The organism is Planococcus sp. TJ-302, assembly GCF_058268455.1.
Genome location: NZ_JBZDOI010000004.1, coordinates 203,042 through 219,021 on the forward strand (window position 1 = coordinate 203,042; position 15,980 = coordinate 219,021).

General features: G+C 36.5%; 17 protein-coding genes, 17 tRNA genes and 1 rRNA gene. 3 read left to right on the forward strand and 32 right to left on the reverse strand.

Annotation, left to right across the window (positions count from 1 at the left end):
- Positions 1-353: 353 nt before the first annotated feature.
- The 7 genes from AC4EHB_RS15685 to AC4EHB_RS15715 all read right to left on the reverse strand — a co-directional run bounded on the left by AC4EHB_RS15685 (position 354) and on the right by AC4EHB_RS15715 (position 3,791).
- On the reverse strand, positions 354-710 hold the full coding sequence (locus AC4EHB_RS15685) for a hypothetical protein (protein WP_490982010.1): 357 nt from the start codon (positions 708-710) through the stop codon (positions 354-356).
- A gap of 219 nt (positions 711-929) precedes the next feature.
- Positions 930-1,568, reverse strand: a complete 639-nt coding sequence (locus tag AC4EHB_RS15690; protein WP_490982011.1) for a hypothetical protein — start codon at positions 1,566-1,568, stop codon at positions 930-932.
- Positions 1,569-1,637: 69 nt separating this feature from the next.
- A complete protein-coding gene (locus tag AC4EHB_RS15695; protein WP_490982012.1) occupies positions 1,638-2,324 on the reverse strand; it encodes a hypothetical protein in 687 nt (228 codons plus the stop codon).
- Positions 2,325-2,326: 2 nt separating this feature from the next.
- Positions 2,327-2,620, reverse strand: a complete 294-nt coding sequence (locus AC4EHB_RS15700; protein ID WP_490982013.1) for a hypothetical protein — start codon at positions 2,618-2,620, stop codon at positions 2,327-2,329.
- Entirely contained in the window at positions 2,620-3,096 is a 477-nt protein-coding gene (locus tag AC4EHB_RS15705; protein WP_490982014.1) for a hypothetical protein, read from the reverse strand. The genes AC4EHB_RS15700 and AC4EHB_RS15705 overlap by 1 nt, the downstream gene beginning before the upstream one ends.
- A complete protein-coding gene (locus AC4EHB_RS15710; protein WP_490982015.1) occupies positions 3,093-3,548 on the reverse strand; it encodes a hypothetical protein in 456 nt (151 codons plus the stop codon). Before AC4EHB_RS15710 ends, AC4EHB_RS15705 begins: the two co-directional genes overlap by 4 nt.
- Entirely contained in the window at positions 3,549-3,791 is a 243-nt protein-coding gene (locus tag AC4EHB_RS15715; protein WP_490982016.1) for a helix-turn-helix domain-containing protein, read from the reverse strand.
- Positions 3,792-4,901: 1,110 nt separating this feature from the next.
- Here AC4EHB_RS15715 and AC4EHB_RS15720 point away from each other — a divergent pair.
- Both AC4EHB_RS15720 and AC4EHB_RS15725 read left to right on the forward strand, forming a co-directional pair.
- Positions 4,902-5,471 (forward strand): recombinase family protein, encoded by a 570-nt coding sequence (locus AC4EHB_RS15720; RefSeq protein WP_490982017.1) that lies wholly within the window; start codon positions 4,902-4,904, stop codon positions 5,469-5,471.
- An 815-nt stretch (positions 5,472-6,286) separates the two neighbouring features.
- A complete protein-coding gene (locus AC4EHB_RS15725; RefSeq protein WP_490982018.1) occupies positions 6,287-7,180 on the forward strand; it encodes a hypothetical protein in 894 nt (297 codons plus the stop codon).
- A gap of 132 nt (positions 7,181-7,312) precedes the next feature.
- Here the strand turns inward: AC4EHB_RS15725 and AC4EHB_RS15730 are convergent, their stop codons facing one another.
- From AC4EHB_RS15730 to AC4EHB_RS15740, 3 genes are all read right to left on the reverse strand, one after another.
- The gene (locus AC4EHB_RS15730) at positions 7,313-8,053 is read right to left on the reverse strand and encodes a DUF4760 domain-containing protein (protein WP_490982019.1); all 741 of its coding nucleotides are present in this window, start codon (positions 8,051-8,053) and stop codon (positions 7,313-7,315) included.
- A gap of 123 nt (positions 8,054-8,176) precedes the next feature.
- Positions 8,177-8,809, reverse strand: a complete 633-nt coding sequence (locus AC4EHB_RS15735; RefSeq protein WP_490982020.1) for a hypothetical protein — start codon at positions 8,807-8,809, stop codon at positions 8,177-8,179.
- A gap of 43 nt (positions 8,810-8,852) precedes the next feature.
- Positions 8,853-9,146, reverse strand: coding sequence for a YjcQ family protein (locus AC4EHB_RS15740; RefSeq protein WP_490982021.1), 294 nt, complete (start codon positions 9,144-9,146; stop codon positions 8,853-8,855).
- 186 nt (positions 9,147-9,332) lie between these two features.
- Between AC4EHB_RS15740 and AC4EHB_RS15745 the strand changes: the two genes are divergently transcribed.
- The gene (locus AC4EHB_RS15745; protein WP_490982022.1) at positions 9,333-10,136 is read left to right on the forward strand and encodes a Shedu anti-phage system protein SduA domain-containing protein; all 804 of its coding nucleotides are present in this window, start codon (positions 9,333-9,335) and stop codon (positions 10,134-10,136) included.
- Between the two features lie 19 nt (positions 10,137-10,155).
- Here AC4EHB_RS15745 and AC4EHB_RS15750 read toward each other — a convergent pair whose 3' ends face one another.
- The 22 genes from AC4EHB_RS15750 to rrf form a co-directional block, all read right to left on the reverse strand.
- Positions 10,156-10,779 carry a hypothetical protein gene (locus AC4EHB_RS15750; protein ID WP_490982023.1) on the reverse strand — a complete coding sequence of 208 codons (624 nt, stop codon included), beginning with the start codon at positions 10,777-10,779 and terminating at the stop codon, positions 10,156-10,158.
- A 23-nt stretch (positions 10,780-10,802) separates the two neighbouring features.
- Complete coding sequence (locus AC4EHB_RS15755) at positions 10,803-11,699, reverse strand: abortive infection family protein (RefSeq protein WP_490982024.1); 897 nt, start codon at positions 11,697-11,699, stop codon at positions 10,803-10,805.
- A 660-nt stretch (positions 11,700-12,359) separates the two neighbouring features.
- On the reverse strand, positions 12,360-12,617 hold the full coding sequence (locus AC4EHB_RS15760) for a hypothetical protein (protein ID WP_490982025.1): 258 nt from the start codon (positions 12,615-12,617) through the stop codon (positions 12,360-12,362).
- Positions 12,618-12,621: 4 nt separating this feature from the next.
- A complete protein-coding gene (locus AC4EHB_RS15765; RefSeq protein WP_490982026.1) occupies positions 12,622-13,620 on the reverse strand; it encodes a tyrosine-type recombinase/integrase in 999 nt (332 codons plus the stop codon).
- A 171-nt stretch (positions 13,621-13,791) separates the two neighbouring features.
- A tRNA-Leu gene (locus AC4EHB_RS15770) sits at positions 13,792-13,873 on the reverse strand.
- A gap of 238 nt (positions 13,874-14,111) precedes the next feature.
- Positions 14,112-14,195 (reverse strand) — tRNA-Leu (locus AC4EHB_RS15775).
- 10 nt (positions 14,196-14,205) lie between these two features.
- Positions 14,206-14,279: transfer RNA gene (locus AC4EHB_RS15780), tRNA-Cys, on the reverse strand.
- Positions 14,280-14,285: 6 nt separating this feature from the next.
- A tRNA-Gly gene (locus tag AC4EHB_RS15785) sits at positions 14,286-14,360 on the reverse strand.
- A 5-nt stretch (positions 14,361-14,365) separates the two neighbouring features.
- Positions 14,366-14,437 (reverse strand) — tRNA-Gln (locus tag AC4EHB_RS15790).
- A 9-nt stretch (positions 14,438-14,446) separates the two neighbouring features.
- Positions 14,447-14,522: transfer RNA gene (locus AC4EHB_RS15795), tRNA-His, on the reverse strand.
- A gap of 41 nt (positions 14,523-14,563) precedes the next feature.
- Positions 14,564-14,639 (reverse strand) — tRNA-His (locus AC4EHB_RS15800).
- Positions 14,640-14,661: 22 nt separating this feature from the next.
- Positions 14,662-14,735: transfer RNA gene (locus AC4EHB_RS15805), tRNA-Trp, on the reverse strand.
- A 6-nt stretch (positions 14,736-14,741) separates the two neighbouring features.
- A tRNA-Tyr gene (locus AC4EHB_RS15810) sits at positions 14,742-14,825 on the reverse strand.
- Between the two features lie 3 nt (positions 14,826-14,828).
- Positions 14,829-14,904: transfer RNA gene (locus tag AC4EHB_RS15815), tRNA-Thr, on the reverse strand.
- A gap of 18 nt (positions 14,905-14,922) precedes the next feature.
- Positions 14,923-14,998, reverse strand: a tRNA-Phe gene (locus AC4EHB_RS15820).
- 19 nt (positions 14,999-15,017) lie between these two features.
- Positions 15,018-15,093: transfer RNA gene (locus tag AC4EHB_RS15825), tRNA-Asp, on the reverse strand.
- 3 nt (positions 15,094-15,096) lie between these two features.
- A tRNA-Met gene (locus AC4EHB_RS15830) sits at positions 15,097-15,173 on the reverse strand.
- Between the two features lie 110 nt (positions 15,174-15,283).
- A tRNA-Val gene (locus tag AC4EHB_RS15835) sits at positions 15,284-15,359 on the reverse strand.
- A gap of 13 nt (positions 15,360-15,372) precedes the next feature.
- Positions 15,373-15,447 (reverse strand) — tRNA-Glu (locus AC4EHB_RS15840).
- 24 nt (positions 15,448-15,471) lie between these two features.
- Positions 15,472-15,561 (reverse strand) — tRNA-Ser (locus tag AC4EHB_RS15845).
- Between the two features lie 7 nt (positions 15,562-15,568).
- A tRNA-Asn gene (locus tag AC4EHB_RS15850) sits at positions 15,569-15,643 on the reverse strand.
- A gap of 13 nt (positions 15,644-15,656) precedes the next feature.
- Positions 15,657-15,772, reverse strand: a 5S ribosomal RNA gene (rrf, locus tag AC4EHB_RS15855).
- Between the last annotated feature and the right edge of the window lie 208 nt (positions 15,773-15,980).

Genomic DNA, 15,980 nt, shown 5'->3' on the forward strand with positions numbered 1-15,980 from the left:
CTCAAAAAAAGCTGGCATAGAAAAAAATCCCTTTCATCATCAGGGATTGATGACAAAAGGGATTTTTAGTATACCAGTGGCCGGGGTCGAACCGGCACTCCAGAAGGAACACGATTTTGAGTCGTGTTTTAAATTTCATTTATCATTTTAAGGCTTTACGAACAGTGATATTAACGAATATTCAACAGCAACATGTGAGTAGTCATTTCTTACTTCATACGATTAGTGAACTTTTTAATTATATCCATACCACTCTGAAAATACAATGCCTTTTCAGGAGTTTCTGAATTCATCTCTTTATATAGAAGGAAGTTAATAAAAAGCCCTGTTAATTACTGATACGACTACTTGCTTCAAGAAGTTACAAACCTTCTATTAATCCAGTAATTAAGTTCTTCCGCATCTAGTTCTCTCCAGTTTGACAGCATAGCAGTAGCATTGTTTACTGTAAGTTCATTCTGAAGAATTAGGACAAACATCTTCGCTAAGTTACTTTCTTCTTCTCCACTTGGTCGTGTATTAAAAGTGTTTTTTGCAATCATTTCTTTTAAACTAAGATTCATTATATTCCATGTTTCACTAGAATCTTTTTCTCTTTCTGGACATTCTCTATGTAGGGTAATTAATTGATATAGTAATGCTTCTATAACTGGATTAGCCTTGTACACCTTGCTATCTAACTCGTAAAAATTCAACCTTTCTTTTTCCATCTTTAAATCCCTCCTTTAAATTAATATATGCTGCTTATTTAATATACAATAACAATATATAATTTGTCAGAATTTTTCACACAATGAAGTCTATTATAAACAAAAAAAACTGCCCTATCCAGGAACTTACCACTGGATAGGGCGTTTCTCTATTCTACTGTGCTTGTCAGGGCATCTGTACGGCGTTTAACTTCTGCAAGCTGAATGGAATACCCGTTATCAATGTCTAACTGCTTTTATAACCGCATCAGCATCTAAAGCAATATCTGAAGCCTGTAGAGGTGTGTCACTGGTAAGGTCTGCCATCAGTTCTCCTAATCCTTTAATATGATTCTGGCCGATGCCATTAGAAGCTTCTGCTATCAAATCATCCAGTTCAACAATAGCCCCGTATCTATCAGATATGCTTTTCAACTTGCTGATATATTTTTGCTTAATCCGCTGTGCTTCCACAGCTTGCAGTTTAATCAATTCAGCTTGCCCTGATACATAGCTTTCTTTTTCGGCGTGTACCTGACTTAGTAAATCTGAAATATCTTCACGTTTGAAACCTTCAACTAATCCTAATTCTTCCCCTGCTTCTGTTAAAAGCGTTTCAGCATCTATCAGGGCATCATCTGATATAGCCCCCTTCTGGTGTGCATCATATTTACGGCGGTAGTCTACCAGTGCCTTATTGTGGTTCTGATTGAGTTCAGTTAGTTTGTTATCGTAGCCCCGTAGATTCTTCAGTAACAAAGTTTTCAGCGATTCCATTCTGCTAAAGATTTTAGCTTGCTTGTGTTCTGGTGCAGGTGCTTCTGGTTTAGTAAATAGCCCCACTAGTTTCTGAATATAAATTTTCAACTTCATTCTCATATAAAGTCCATCCCCTTCTATAGTAGATAAATAAAAAAGAAGCACCCTGTTAAGGATGCCCCGTTAGTTTTATACCTTTGTTATATGCTTAATAAATGCACTCTTATCTGCTGTAGTGTATACGCTTGAAATCTCTTGTTCTGAAACAGTGATTACAGGATTGCCGCCGCTGTACGTGTCATTGAAAGTTAGCTTTCTAAATGAAGGTTCGACACTACCGCTTCCATAATATCTTTCTTGATTCCCCGAATCGACTTTAGCCACACCAATAGCTACACTGGTTGCACTTTCAAGCTTAATCAAATCACTAGCTGATTCTGCTACCACTTTCAAATATTCAGCTTTAGCCTGAAGAATGGCATTTCTTTTTTCAGCAAAGATTTTAGCTTTTTCTTTTCCTGCAAGTTCAGCGACAGCTTTCATTTCCTGATAAACTTCTTTATCAATCTTTCTAGCTTGTACTGCATCAAGGCTTGCCAGTTTGCCCTGAACAGCAGATAGAGTTTCCTGAAGCACTTTTAATGCATCCTGTTCCGCTTTGTAATCAGCAAGTGTTTTCAAATCCAAAACATATTCTTCATAAGTTTCTGCAACTACTTTTTGTTGTGCCTGAATCTGCATATGGTGTGCGGCAATTTCTGATTCTACACGTTCTCTAGCATCCCGAAATTGAAGCTTGATTTCTGCTGATAAATCTTGCAATGCCTTTAGTTTATTTACATTTGATTTTCGGATTTCCGTATTGATTAAAAGCATGATTATTTTTCCCCCTTGTTAAATCTTTTTCTAAGTGCTTCCAGTTCTGCCTGTGCATCTTCCAGTTCTGCACGTTGTCTTAAATCTGCTAATTCCTGTGCTTCAGAAACAGGTGCAATTTCTTTATAAGATTCTTGTTTAGATTTCAAATCTGCTAAATCCTGTACACGCTGTTCCGCAAGTTTCTTTGTACCTTCAATCATATCTAGCTGTTGTTGACGTTTTGCATCCAGTCGTTCCTGAATTACCTTCTGGTTAGCTGCTACGATTAACTGTTCTGTTTCATAAGTATTCATTAATTTTTTCCTCCTAGTTTTGCTAATAAATTATTGCGGCGTTCTTCTGGTGAAATGTGCTGTTTTTCGCCGTTGTCATCCAGTCCGTTATCCTTCAAATACTGCCTTTTGCGTCCTTCCAATGCATAACCGAAGTAGTTACTGAAAATGGTGATTTCAGCAGGAGTTACACTGGTTTGATGTGCAAGCTTCAGCACATGCTTATCCATTGCATTTAAAGCGTCTTTTACTGAATCATCCACGCCGTTATCAAGTAATTGATTTACATATGATTCAAAGCCCTTAACTTCTTTACGCCAAGAGTAGTAAGTTTTGGTGGACATTTCATTTTGCTTACACCAATCCTGCATACTGATTCTTTCATTAAGCTGATTCAGGGCATACGATTTCGCAATTTCAACATGCCTATCTGATAACGTTGTGGGAATCTTTACCTTCTCGAATATCTGCATAATAGTTTCTTTTGCTGTTGTCATTTATTCCACAATCCTTCCCAACTGATATAAAGAGGTAATAAGCCTTCTTCTCCGTGCATTTCCATCTGTTTTTTTAAGTTTCCATTGCGTATCATGTTCCGGTCAGAATGGTTTATCTTTGCTTGTATATAGTTACCATACATATCAGTAGCATTGATTTTATCCAATTTAACAATGGCTTCCCTTGTCATGCCGTTTTGTATATTAATTTTCAAATCATGTAAATCGCAGAATAGTTTGTGATAAATCTTATAGCCGTATGCCTTCAGTGGAATATTATGGTAAGTGTCTACTGTGCGTTCTTTTAAGAAGAAAATACTGCTATTTCTAATGTCCTTCTCTGCTTCTGTAATCAACTCAATAGCTTCAGCCAATGCACCAGACTTAACAAGCCGTTTTGCCTTCCTGAATTTCTTTATGGTTTTATCGTTGTTGGTTTGATTAGTTAACATTCAGTTAGCCCCCTTGTTCATTCTCTGGTATCTATCGTAGAGTTCTGTAAGTTCAAAAAGTGAAAGCCCTTCAGCTTCTATCATTGCCCAGAATCGCTTTTCTGTTTTCGGTGTTACTGGCCGTTTACCAGATTCCATATAAGCTAACAAGCTTCTATCTACACCCAAAACATTCGCCATTTCTTGCTGTGAAATATTCATCATTTTCCGTACAAAATACAGAAAGTTGGAACTTAATTTCATTTTTATCAATTCCTTTGTTAGTTAGTTTTATGTGTCACACATTGTGACTTTCTAGGTATAGAGAAAAGCCCGTTTCTTCAGATTCGATTAACTGAAGGACGGGCTTTTGTCTACATCATGATAGAGGTGGCATTATGACTGCAATCAGAACAACAAAGCTAGTTTAAGCACATGGCGTGCAAGCCACACACCACAACCTAAAGCATCAGCTAGAGAACACGGCTAGTTTTTCCCTACTACTATGTACGTTACGGATGCCTAAAGTAAGACGCAGGATGCAACATTTATATTTATATCTGAATGGTAGGAAAATAATTCATATAAAAATGTGCGGCGTAATTTTTCACGGCATTTTTGATTATTAACTTTCAAGTTTATCTGGATGCCCCCTTGTTGATTCAGTCCGATTCAGTAGGATTCAGGAAGGCATAGAAAACATATTGGGGCAAATCTGGATATTCTGACTACGCACAGCTTACCTCGCATGACTATGTACCCACGCCCCCAACCATGCCCCCTACCATCTTTTACCACTAATTCGAATATCTTTGTATATTATCCTGTCCGTCTGGTATCTGAACACGCAATGAATTAAATTAAATATCTTTTTATATTATTCATCATCTTTAATAGTCTTTATTCTTCTCAAAATCCATTGTAAGACGTTGTAACAATCCTTTAGAAAGATGTAAAAGGCAACTGCACAGCACACAGGCACACACACAGGCACAGCTATAGCCCTGATATATGCGTGGTACAGTGCTGAATATAACATCATTAATAATATGTTTAATCAGCATCAGTAGCTTCAGCACATCATCATAGCACCACACAGCACATCTCACAGGCACGGCACACGCACGGCACGGGCAGGGATAAGGCAGGCTTACCAGTACCGCCTGTACATAACCGCCCCACCTCCTTTTAATAAGATGCCCCCCATCCTTTAATTTTATAGCCCCCTACCGTCTACAACTTACAACTTATGTACACCTAATATATTAACCAGATATGCCCTTGAAATAATCCTTTACAGTGTACAGAAGTTAGTCTAATGTAAATTGTATAGAACATCTAAGATATTTAGACACACAGAAGGGAATGGGCTTAATGGCAGTTATTGGATATGCACGGGTATCATCAGCAGGGCAGGATTTAGATTTACAGGTGGAAAAACTAACTGAATATGGTTGTGACAAGATTTATCAAGAAAAGGAATCTGGTGCTAATGCTGATAGAGTTCAGCTAAAGGAAGCACTGGAATATTTAAGGGAAGGTGATACTTTCGTAGTTTATAAACTGGATAGGCTTGCACGTTCCATCACACACTTAAACAAGATTGCTGAAGAATTAACGGCACGGGGCATCATTTTAGTATTCATTAAAGAACAGATTGATTTCAGCACAGCAACAGGAAAGCTTATGTTTAATATGCTAGGCAGCTTTGCACAGTTTGAACGGGATTTAATCAATGATAGAACGGCTGAAGGACGGGAACGGGCTAGGAAGCAAGGTAAGCATCTGGGACGTAAAGGGCAACCTAAAGAAGCCGTACAGCACGCCCTGAAGCTACTAGCCAACAGGGAACAGAACGGATTATCGGTAAATGATATTGCTAAAACTACAGGCGTTCCCCGTGCGTCCATATATGCAGAAGCAAAGAAGCTGAAGTCTGATTAATTTCAGGCTTCTTTTTTGTATATTAATGTTCAACTGTTTTCTTTTCTCTCTCCAAGAAAGACTTGCTGTATGAATCTAACCTGTTCTCCACTTTACAACACAGCCATTTAAAGCCCCCTACAACCTTCTACAGTTATGCCTAATAACTTCACTTAGTTACAGCTTAAACAGCGTCCTATAGCCTTTTATGGAGGTTTCTGTATATAAAGGAACTAACTTACCTGCCTGTAAATCATGGCTTTCTACGGTGGTTCACTGCATTAATGCTGCCCAGGCAATTTAATTAAATATACTCCTAAGCCATATTCCTGAAAGAAGCTTCATTTTCCATTTCCCCTATTAGCTGCTTATCTTCTACAGCAAAATATATAGTACTGGCGTTATTATGCTTCGCTTCGCTTCGCAGATGCTAACGCATCCACTATGTCTGTATCTATCTATTTGTTTCTGAAATAAGCCTATTTATTTAGCCCCTTTTCAGATATAACTCTTTAGGTTTTTCATTTGTTCGGGCAGTGTTTATATGCCCGTTGCGTTAGCAATAATAACGGTTATCTTTTAGCAATTATTCAGGAAGGATTTTAAGTGATTATAGTAATAGACACCAAATCGGCCTACAAAGTGCTTTAAACGTTGATATGACGGCATTAAAAGCCATATTTCCACTTAAAAAAAGTGGTAAAAAAAGCGACCTAGATGCCCCAAAAGTGGTAAAAAAAGCGACCATGACATTTGAAAAGCCTTTTCTCTATGTCTGATTCCTGCCAGAAAGTGGTTTATAGGTTAGGAAGCAAACAGAAAGGGCTGAATTTGTAATGGAGAGTACTAACCTGAAGGTGATTAACAGTGATGGAGAACAAGTAGGGGAATTTAATTCTGACACACACTATATTCGAACGAAAAAACAAAATGAATTTGTAAAGGCACGTGAAGAAGCAAAAGGGGAATTTGAAGCTTTCAATAATGAATCTGGTAAATTCATCTGGTCATATCCAGAACAGATTAAGAAAATTACTCACTCTAAGGAATTTAACAAAAGCGATTTAACTATGATTTTTTATCTGGCTACTTTTGTTAATGGTACTGGTTTTTTAGCTTACGAAAACCGAATCAAGCTGAAGAAAAAGGACATTCAAGAAAAGCTGTCTATCAGCTATTCAGGATTTTTAAAGTTCTTTAACAAGCTACTGAAAGAAGGCATTATTAAATCTGAAGAAACTGGATTCAAATGGAATGAAGAATTTAATTTTTATGGTACAACTGCTGGAAAGGCTAAACCTCAAATGTTAGTTAGAACCTATGTAAATCAAATAAGAGAACTATATGAAGCACGGAAAGAGAATGGAAAAAAGATATACTCCCCCACTTCCCTGTATCCAGTCTTTGCATTAGTTCCGTATCTGCATAGAAAATCTAACATAGTTTGCAAAAATCCAGACGTTCTAGATATAGAAGATATTATGTATTTCAGCCTTTCAGAAATTGCGGATTTACTAGATTTGAAAGACAGTAAGAAAATGAGTTCATCTATTTCAGGAATTTTATTAAATGGACAAACCACTTATGTAAAAAGCATCAGCAAAAATGAAGTATACTTAAAACTAAACCCACGAATTTTCTGGCGTGATGTAGTTTCCCCTGATGCAAGGCTAATTGCTGAATTTGATATGATTGATAATAATCGAAATAAAAAGGGAAGAAACACATAAATTAAATCATAAAGACTACCTGCGTTTTAATCACAGGTAGTCTTATTTAGTTGAGTATTAACTTTTCGCGAATTTTAAATATTTGATGATGGTATTAAAAAGCTTATTCAAGAATAATAATGGTTTTAAGCCTTAAGTTCCTAGACTTTTAAAATTTATAGTTACAGTCTCGTTTACCTTTTGTTCAGCTTTCAACTTTTCTTTTAGTGCATTTAATCTTTCTAATTTTTGACTCCAAGCTACATATAGCTTAATAATATTTGAATATCCTTTATCTCCGTAATCACTTAAATCGAGAATAACAGGCAAATAAAACTTTACCACTTGGCAATAAGTTCTACCTATTGAAGAGAAAGCAACCTCTTCATCTGCCACTTGATGAGTAAAGAAAACAGAATAAGCTTCTATAGCATTAATAACACTTGCCATTTTATTCAATTCTGCATCATTTAACATTTTCATATTCTTTAAAATAAGTTTATTTTCAAAAGAAACCTTATCGTCTTTAACACTTATTTTAAATTCTCCTAATGTCTTAATAGATTTAGAGGTGCATATTCCGTTGACTTCACTGTCTAATTCAAGAATATGACTTAGAAAGTGGGTACACTGTTCAGCAGCCAAGTGGTAAGATTCACGTTTAGCGTTCATTTTAGAACTTTCCTTTGCAATATTTAATTGCTTAAGACCAACTATAGCTACTATTAGTAAAAATGAATTAGTCACGAAATACAAAGCTTCAAGACTATTTCTAATTTGCGAGTTTGGATATCCCGTTAACTTGCCAACATATATTAGAAATAGAATAACTGCTGTAATACCTAATATTATTAAGGCACTTTTAACTCTATTGTCCTTTATGTAACTCACCATGTTTAATCCCCTATTCAGAAAAAAATATTGTTACTTTTATTTTACTACTATTTAAGAAAAACAGAATCAATTTTCCCAGTAACTTTCTTTAATCATATATAAACACTTATTTAGCAATAAACTTCACCACTTACCTTCTCCTACATCTTCATGAAAACTCTCTATATAATCAATATAAGATTCTTCAGCTTCATCTTGTGCTAACTCACTCAAAAAATCTTGAACCGTGACTTCAAATCTCGCTGCATGCATCAACATTGCAATGCCATTCAGATGTTCATTAAAAAACTCAATTGATAAGTTTTGACAAATTTTAAGTTTCTCAATTAATTCATTTACCTCATCTCTATTTAAATCAATTTCAAAATGCATGATTTGGTTACGCTTTTTGTTCAGATATTCCAATGCACCTTTGAACTCTGAAGAAACTTCTATATCACACAGTAATTCGATTCTATTTATTGCAGTTGAAAAGTTAACTGTTTTTAATTTCGGATTAATTTCTAACACACTAGATTTACCCTGCTGTAGCATAGCTGATTTTGCCTTCATATAGTTTGAAATATCTTCAAACATTAAGTATTCTTTTTGATTTTTAAGCATCAGCTTAAAGAGGATTTCGTTAGCATGATTTAAATGCATTAATGTATCTTTAATGTTGTGTTCAACACCTTCAGCTAACTCATCTAGTTTGCTTATAGAAACAAAACTCGCCTTAAGAGAATCTATTCCATTAGTTAATAAGTTAAATCGCATAAATACACCTCTGTATATAACTTTTTCTATTCATTATTCATACTTAGATTCTCAACCAATCACGTGCTTCTTTAGCAGTTTTATAAGCCTTTGCCCATACATTGTTTTCTTCTAAAAAATCTAATCCTTTCATTGTAATTTTTGCTGAACTCATTGAAACTTCAACTATCTCATTATCACCATAAGCAACTGCTATTCCAGTTGCATATTCTTCATTCTTAATTAGCAACGCAAGTTCTCCCCAAGTTTGCATGTCCAAAGAATAGTCTAACCTATTCAAATCCTTTCCTTCTTCCATTTCTTTAAGCACACTAAAAATCAACTTTTTTCTATTCATATACTTCTCCTTTATTTCTGGACTATATATTAGTACTGGGTTATTACATTACGTGTCTTATAATAATGGAATTTAACGATAATTTAGAAGTAACACATTATTCCATATTACCATAATGTTGTATTTACAAGAACATGATATATTATAAATAGTTAGTAGGTAGATAAAATTAAGGGAGTCGTTAAGTTGAATACTTTTGAAAGAGATTATACGAAACTCACTCAAGAAGAAATAGAAAATTGGGAGGCAATCAAACTAAAAGAAGAAATAAGAATTGATGGTAAATTATTTGGCAGAAAAAATCTTTTTCGTGAATATCCTAAAGCCATCAGACACTATCTTACTCTCTTTCCTAATAACTATTTAGATATTGAGGATTTAAAAAAGGAAGAAGAACTCTCAAATATTGTTCAACATTTCAAGCAAAAGGTAGAAGATAAGGACTCAAATGAAAGGACGTTACTGAATTTTATTAAAGACAATAAAGCGTATTTTATAATTGGTTCAATACTAAAAAGAAGTTATGCTTTTGGACATCATGATGCTTACATCTTTCCTGAATATCAGCTAGGCAATTCATTTCAAGTGGATTATCTATTAGTAGGGAAAAACTCAGATGGCTTTCATTTTATATTTGTAGAACTAGAACATCCCAACAGCAATACCACTATTAAAAGCGGACATTTTGGAGAAGCAATTAGAAAAGGTTTACGTCAAGTAGATGATTGGGAAATGTGGTTAGAAACCTATTACAATTCTTTAAGAGAATCATTTCAGAAAAAACTTAATCCTAGCAAATCGCTTCCACCTGAATTTTATGAATTTGACCCTACTCGCTTACACTATGTTGTGGTTGCTGGAAGAAGAGAAGATTTCAATGAAGTAACTAGAAAAACTAAAAGAAAAAAACAAACTGATAGAATCTCACTTTTACACTACGATAACCTTATTGATTCAGCTGAAAATATCATTGGAGAAAGTAACTATTAAAAGAAGCACCTTTCTAAATTCAAGGTGCTTCTTCTATCTTATCAAATATTATTTGTAAAAAATTAAATGCTATTTTAACGAACTCTTCACAGAAAATCGGAGTCAGTTCAATTTCTTCATTTTCATTTATCACAATTCCGTTTGTTGCTTTTATAAACTTTTTAATTTCTGCTTGGTCATTTTCATCTCTCATAAGATAAATTAAACCGCCCGCATGTACCAGACAGTTTCTTACTCTACTATATTTCTTAATTGTTGCCCATTCTTCCCCACTAAATAAATCGCTATAACCTAAGTGCTTTGAAAGGTATACTTTCGCCTTATCTAACCCTACACCACCAATACTTTTTAACTTCTTCTTGTCTTCACAAAAATCCATTAACTGGTGTTCGAAATATGAAAATAGACTATTAAAGATTGATTTTCGAAGTATGTCTGGAAAAATGCTATCATACTTGTCATATTCATCGAGATAATTATCCCAGTAGTCTTCTTGTTCCTCTTCAGACAATGTTTCAGCACTTTGTTTAACAAAATTTTTATTTTTATTAATTACTTTTTCAATTTCATTTAGATAATTTAAATAATCTTCTAAACCACCTACTCTTAATCTAAATGCTGCTTCTTTACCACGGTAAAACATTATCATTTCTCCTTTTTCTAAGATTATATTTTAATTGTTCCTTTTTCTTTTTGATACTCGTATGTGTGGAATAAAAAGCTAGTTACTGTCTTTGCAGAATTTACCGCAAGCAAAGCGTGATGAAAAGACGGATTTAAAATTTTCGAATGACTGTCTCCACCTGCATTTCTTACGTCGTTTAAACCGCTAATTGTTTTACTTAAGCCACTTATTATTTCTTTCAAGTGAACGTTTAATTCTTCGTTACTAGCCTTTAAATTTAAACTGGTTAGTGTTCTAGTAACTAGCTTAGGGAATTTTTCTGATTTATTAGTTGCGTCTTCGCCTAAAACAGTTAAAAGTTCCTTACACACTCCTTCTACTAAAGTTTTAGCTGAAGTAATCGCCCCCGCAAAATCTCCATTTTCTATTCTACTATCACATTTTTCCAAGTCACTAACAATACTCACATAAGTAAGTTCTTCAGGGATTTCTGCTTCAATTTTCACTATTTCTACTTCATACATTTTTTCTTCTAAATAGTAAATATAAGGATTAAACACAGAAGAAATAGTATCTAGCATCTCGTGTCTTTCGCGAATTCCATAAAATACTCCACTTAAAAATTCTTCAACCGTTCTACACCCTAGTAGAAAATCTGGAACTACCTCACGCTTCTCATCCGCTATTTTTTTAATTATTAAGGCACACTTTCTAAAATCTTTATTTGAAACAAGATTTTCAAATTCTACTGCCTTGCTGTTTAAATATATTAAGGAAAAAGTTTCTCTTAATTTTTCTTTTACATTGTCCAGTAACTCTACTGTGTTATTCACTTTCTTACCTCCAATAATAGGAATATCTTTTAAATAATTATACCAATATTCCTGCGTTATTGAAGGCTTCTCATTTTCATTAGGCTTTTCTTTACTTCTTTTCATCTTTTCTGCCAACATGGGTTGAGAATTAGGAAATGGCTTGGTGCAAAAAATTGGCTACCTACAGAACTGAAATTAATCAATTCTGTAAGTAGCAGTCAATTTTTGCATTGCACAACATGGTGTGTCGAATATAGGTATCCGTATTGTATGCACCTTATTTAATTGCTTGAATCTCTTCAAAATAAACCTACTGTATCAAGTAGCCCTAACAGTTTCACTAATCTGTAGCCTTACGTTTCGACTTTTCAGCTATTAAATTCATTACCTCGTTTAAGAGGACTTTGAAAAGATTTAGTTACTTATGATTTATCCTACACTGCCCGTAAGCAGTCTACCCTTCCTTCGCACAGCACTAACGTAGCTTTCACGTAGACTTCCCACAACCGAAATAAGGAACGGTTACATGTGAGAACGCTGAAATTATTGCATCGGCTTCAGCTAACCTGTCAATTTTATTTTTACTTGCTGTTAATAGGGATTCCAGCAAGCTAAAGGCTACTCCATAAAAATGGCACTACTTAAGAAGCCTTGCAAAATCACATTTTTTTCGATAAAATGATTTTGTTAGGACGAGTAACTTTTAGTTATTTAGTTTTAATGTCGTGTGTTTATAAGGTACTGGTCACGTGTTACAGCACGTGGCTTTTTCTATTTATTAGATTAGTTTTTTATTAAATGACATAGATTAAGTAAAGCTAAAGCGAACTTCTCCCCTTCTTCTACACCAAAAACAAATCTTCCCCTGTCTTCATCTTTTTCTTCATTTCTAATACTGAAGAATATAGAGTTATCTACCTTCTCCCCTTTTAAAGATTCTTTATACACTCCCTTTGCATCAGGTAACTTTAAATACAAACTATTTACTTCTATTGAATATCCTTTGTCCTCTACGTCATATAACTTCTGTACAATTCTCATGAAATCACTCCTTAATTGTTCTTTTCTCCAATACTTTGACTGGTGAAAAGTTTTTATGACTTTCCCTTACATCTGTTCCAAATAGATTAATGTAAATCTTTACTACTTCCATGCTTGTATGACCTAGAATAGCCTGAAGTTCAAAGATACTTGCCCCTTGCTGTACACTCAATTTAGCAAATGTATGTCTAAATGTATGACAGCTACAGCGAACACCTTTTAAGTTTGCTAATACCCCGTATTTGTCTATCCTTGTTTGTACTCCCCTTCTGGTTAATGGTGTACCATCAATAGTCACAAACAAAGAGTCAGATTCAACATAGCCACGAATAGCAATGTATTTCTTAAGCTGTTTCTTCATTTCTTGCTGAATAGGTACTAGCCGTTCTCTATAGCTTTTGGCATTTCTAATACAGATTAAATTATCTTCCCAGCGTATATCAGCAAGTGATAAGCCCGTTAGTTCATTAACACGTATTCCAGTTTCTAAAAACAGCATCATGATTGTGTAATCACGCACACCAGTAAATGTTTTTAAGTCTGGTTGCCTAAATAGCTTATTTAGCTGTTCTTTAGTAAAGGTTGGGATAATACGCTTTCTATCCTTCAGAAGCTTAATGTTTTCAATTGGATTTGAAGGAATATGCTTCTGCTTATGAAGAAAGTTAAAAAATGACCTCAATGCCCTTAAACGTGTATTTATAGACACTACTTTTATTCCTTTAAAATTCCTCATATACAGAATCACGTTCTCTTTAAAATGTTCTTCAGTTACATCAGTCGGCTTAAATTTACTTAAGTCAATTCCCTGTTCTGATAAGTGAGATAGAAAAGCAGATATTTCGTTTCTATAGTAAATAATCGTAAACGGTCTTAAGTTACGCAACTCACAATCCTTCTCAAACAGTTCTAAGGCTTCTTTAAATGTCTCAACGTGCATTTTCCTATCTTGCCTAACTACAGCCAGTTCAGCAGCTGTTAAATCATTTTTACGCCTTGTCATTACAATGTCACCCCAATCTTTACACACGATTTGTTCACACGATTTGAAGTAAATCAGAAATGACATGCAGCTAAAAATAGGCATAATAAAAACCGTCCCCCACATTGTGAGAAACGGTTGATATTACAGCAATATTCACGGTTAACATATTGCCTGAAATGATGAAATGTATACCAGTGGCCGGGGTCGAACCGGCACTCCAGAAGGAACACGATTTTGAGTCGTGCGCGTCTGCCAATTCCGCCACACTGGCATGACCTTGAATCGGACAATTATTATTGTACCATCTTCAAATTAATTCTGCACTACTTTTTTAAAATAATTTCTTCCTTTTATTATCGTCAAATCCCTCTACCCTTTAACAAGCACCGCGATCGATTTTACTTTAAGGCCAGGCAGCTACCAAAGCGAAAATTTACAAAAAGAAAAAAGCTCCAGCTTTGAAAACAAAGCTGGAGCTTTTTTAAAGGGCAGGCAGGCCCTTTACATGATACCGGCGGTCGGGGTCGAACCGACACTCCCGTGAAGGAACGGGATTTTGAGTCCCGCGCGTCTGCCAATTCCGCCACGCCGGCAAAATAATTATGGAGGCGGCAACCGGACTCGAACCGGTGATAAGGGTGTTGCAGACCCATGCCTTACCACTTGGCTATGCCGCCAAAAATTGGAGCGGAAGACGAGGTTCGAACTCGCGACCTCCACCTTGGCAAGGTGGCGTTCTACCACTGAACTACTTCCGCAAAAGCTGGGGTACCTGGATTCGAACCAGGGCATGACGGGATCAAAACCCGTTGCCTTACCGCTTGGCTATACCCCAATAACTAAATGGGGCGGACGAGGGGAATTGAACCCCCGAGTGCCGGAATCACAATCCGGTGCGTTAACCACTTCGCCACGACCGCCACGCTTTTATTTATTAAATTTGAATTTTGCTAGAAAATCATGGGGCGGACGAGGGGAATTGAACCCCCGAGTGCCGGAATCACAATCCGGTGCGTTAACCACTTCGCCACGACCGCCATCATATAATTTTTAAAAAAATGGCAGGGGCAGTAGGAATCGAACCCACATCGGAGGTTTTGGAGACCTCTGTTCTACCGTTAAACTATGCCCCTAAAAACTGGTGGTGGGGGGCAGATTCGAACTGCCGAACCCGAAGGAGCGGATTTACAGTCCGCCGCGTTTAGCCACTTCGCTACCCCACCTAGTGGTGCCGGAGAAAGGAGTCGAACCCTCGACCTACTGATTACAAGTCAGTTGCTCTACCAACTGAGCTACTCCGGCATGGAGATTTTAAAAATATGGTGGGTCAGGACGGAATCGAACCGCCGACACTTAGAGCTTCAATCTAATGCTCTACCGACTGAGCTACTGACCCACATGTATTAAGATAAAAATGGCGGTCCCGACCGGGATCGAACCGGCGATCTCCTGCGTGACAGGCAGGCATGTTAACCGCTACACCACGGGACCATTTGGTTGCGGGGGCAGGATTTGAACCTGCGACCTTTGGGTTATGAGCCCAACGAGCTACCGAACTGCTCCACCCCGCGACAATAATATAGTAGTACTTTTTGGAAATTCATAATGAAAGAAAAACGAGTTTCTTCTATTATATAAGAACATAGCTTACTTTACGATTATCTTATGTATTTCCGAAAAATGGTGGAGGATGACGGGATCGAACCGCCGACCCTCTGCTTGTAAGGCAGATGCTCTCCCAGCTGAGCTAATCCTCCAGGGAAAATGTAATGGTGACCCCTACGGGATTCGAACCCGTGTTACCGCCGTGAAAGGGCGGTGTCTTAACCGCTTGACCAAGGGGCCATTGTTTATTTGGAGATTTATATCTGGCGGAGAGCAAGGGATTCGAACCCTTGAGACGGTTGCCCGCCTACATGATTTCCAATCATGCTCCTTCGGCCACTCGGACAGCTCTCCAAAAGAATGGCTCCGAAGGTAGGACTCGAACCTACGACCATCGCATTAACAGTGCGGTGCTCTACCACTGAGCTACTTCGGAATAATATGAATCAGCCTGGCAACGTCCTACTCTCACAGGGGGAAACCCCCAACTACCATTGGCGCAAAAGAGCTTAACTGCCGTGTTCGGGATGGGAACGGGTGTGGCCTCTTTGCCATCATTACCAGACTAATTTATTTTGAAAGACAAGATTTATTATACCAATACTGCACGGTATTACAAGCTTTTTAAAAAACTTTTATCTTATTCTTTCAAAACTGGATACACGACATTGAAACGAAACGGGCAATCCGTGCCCACGGTTTTGGTTAAGTCCTCGATCGATTAGTATTCGTCAGCTGCACGTGTCGCCACGCTTCCACTCCGAACCTATCTA

Coding starts and splice junctions, on each gene's coding strand:
- AC4EHB_RS15685 (WP_490982010.1), bottom strand. CDS start 710: ATGGAAAAAGAAAGGTTGAATTTTTACGAGTTAGATAGCAAGGTGTAC.
- AC4EHB_RS15690 (WP_490982011.1), bottom strand. CDS start 1,568: ATGAGAATGAAGTTGAAAATTTATATTCAGAAACTAGTGGGGCTATTT.
- AC4EHB_RS15695 (WP_490982012.1), bottom strand. CDS start 2,324: ATGCTTTTAATCAATACGGAAATCCGAAAATCAAATGTAAATAAACTA.
- AC4EHB_RS15700 (WP_490982013.1), bottom strand. CDS start 2,620: ATGAATACTTATGAAACAGAACAGTTAATCGTAGCAGCTAACCAGAAG.
- AC4EHB_RS15705 (WP_490982014.1), bottom strand. CDS start 3,096: ATGACAACAGCAAAAGAAACTATTATGCAGATATTCGAGAAGGTAAAG.
- AC4EHB_RS15710 (WP_490982015.1), bottom strand. CDS start 3,548: ATGTTAACTAATCAAACCAACAACGATAAAACCATAAAGAAATTCAGG.
- AC4EHB_RS15715 (WP_490982016.1), bottom strand. CDS start 3,791: ATGAAATTAAGTTCCAACTTTCTGTATTTTGTACGGAAAATGATGAAT.
- AC4EHB_RS15720 (WP_490982017.1), top strand. CDS start 4,902: ATGGCAGTTATTGGATATGCACGGGTATCATCAGCAGGGCAGGATTTA.
- AC4EHB_RS15725 (WP_490982018.1), top strand. CDS start 6,287: ATGGAGAGTACTAACCTGAAGGTGATTAACAGTGATGGAGAACAAGTA.
- AC4EHB_RS15730 (WP_490982019.1), bottom strand. CDS start 8,053: ATGGTGAGTTACATAAAGGACAATAGAGTTAAAAGTGCCTTAATAATA.
- AC4EHB_RS15735 (WP_490982020.1), bottom strand. CDS start 8,809: ATGCGATTTAACTTATTAACTAATGGAATAGATTCTCTTAAGGCGAGT.
- AC4EHB_RS15740 (WP_490982021.1), bottom strand. CDS start 9,146: ATGAATAGAAAAAAGTTGATTTTTAGTGTGCTTAAAGAAATGGAAGAA.
- AC4EHB_RS15750 (WP_490982023.1), bottom strand. CDS start 10,779: ATGTTTTACCGTGGTAAAGAAGCAGCATTTAGATTAAGAGTAGGTGGT.
- AC4EHB_RS15755 (WP_490982024.1), bottom strand. CDS start 11,699: ATGAAAAGAAGTAAAGAAAAGCCTAATGAAAATGAGAAGCCTTCAATA.
- AC4EHB_RS15760 (WP_490982025.1), bottom strand. CDS start 12,617: ATGAGAATTGTACAGAAGTTATATGACGTAGAGGACAAAGGATATTCA.
- AC4EHB_RS15765 (WP_490982026.1), bottom strand. CDS start 13,620: ATGACAAGGCGTAAAAATGATTTAACAGCTGCTGAACTGGCTGTAGTT.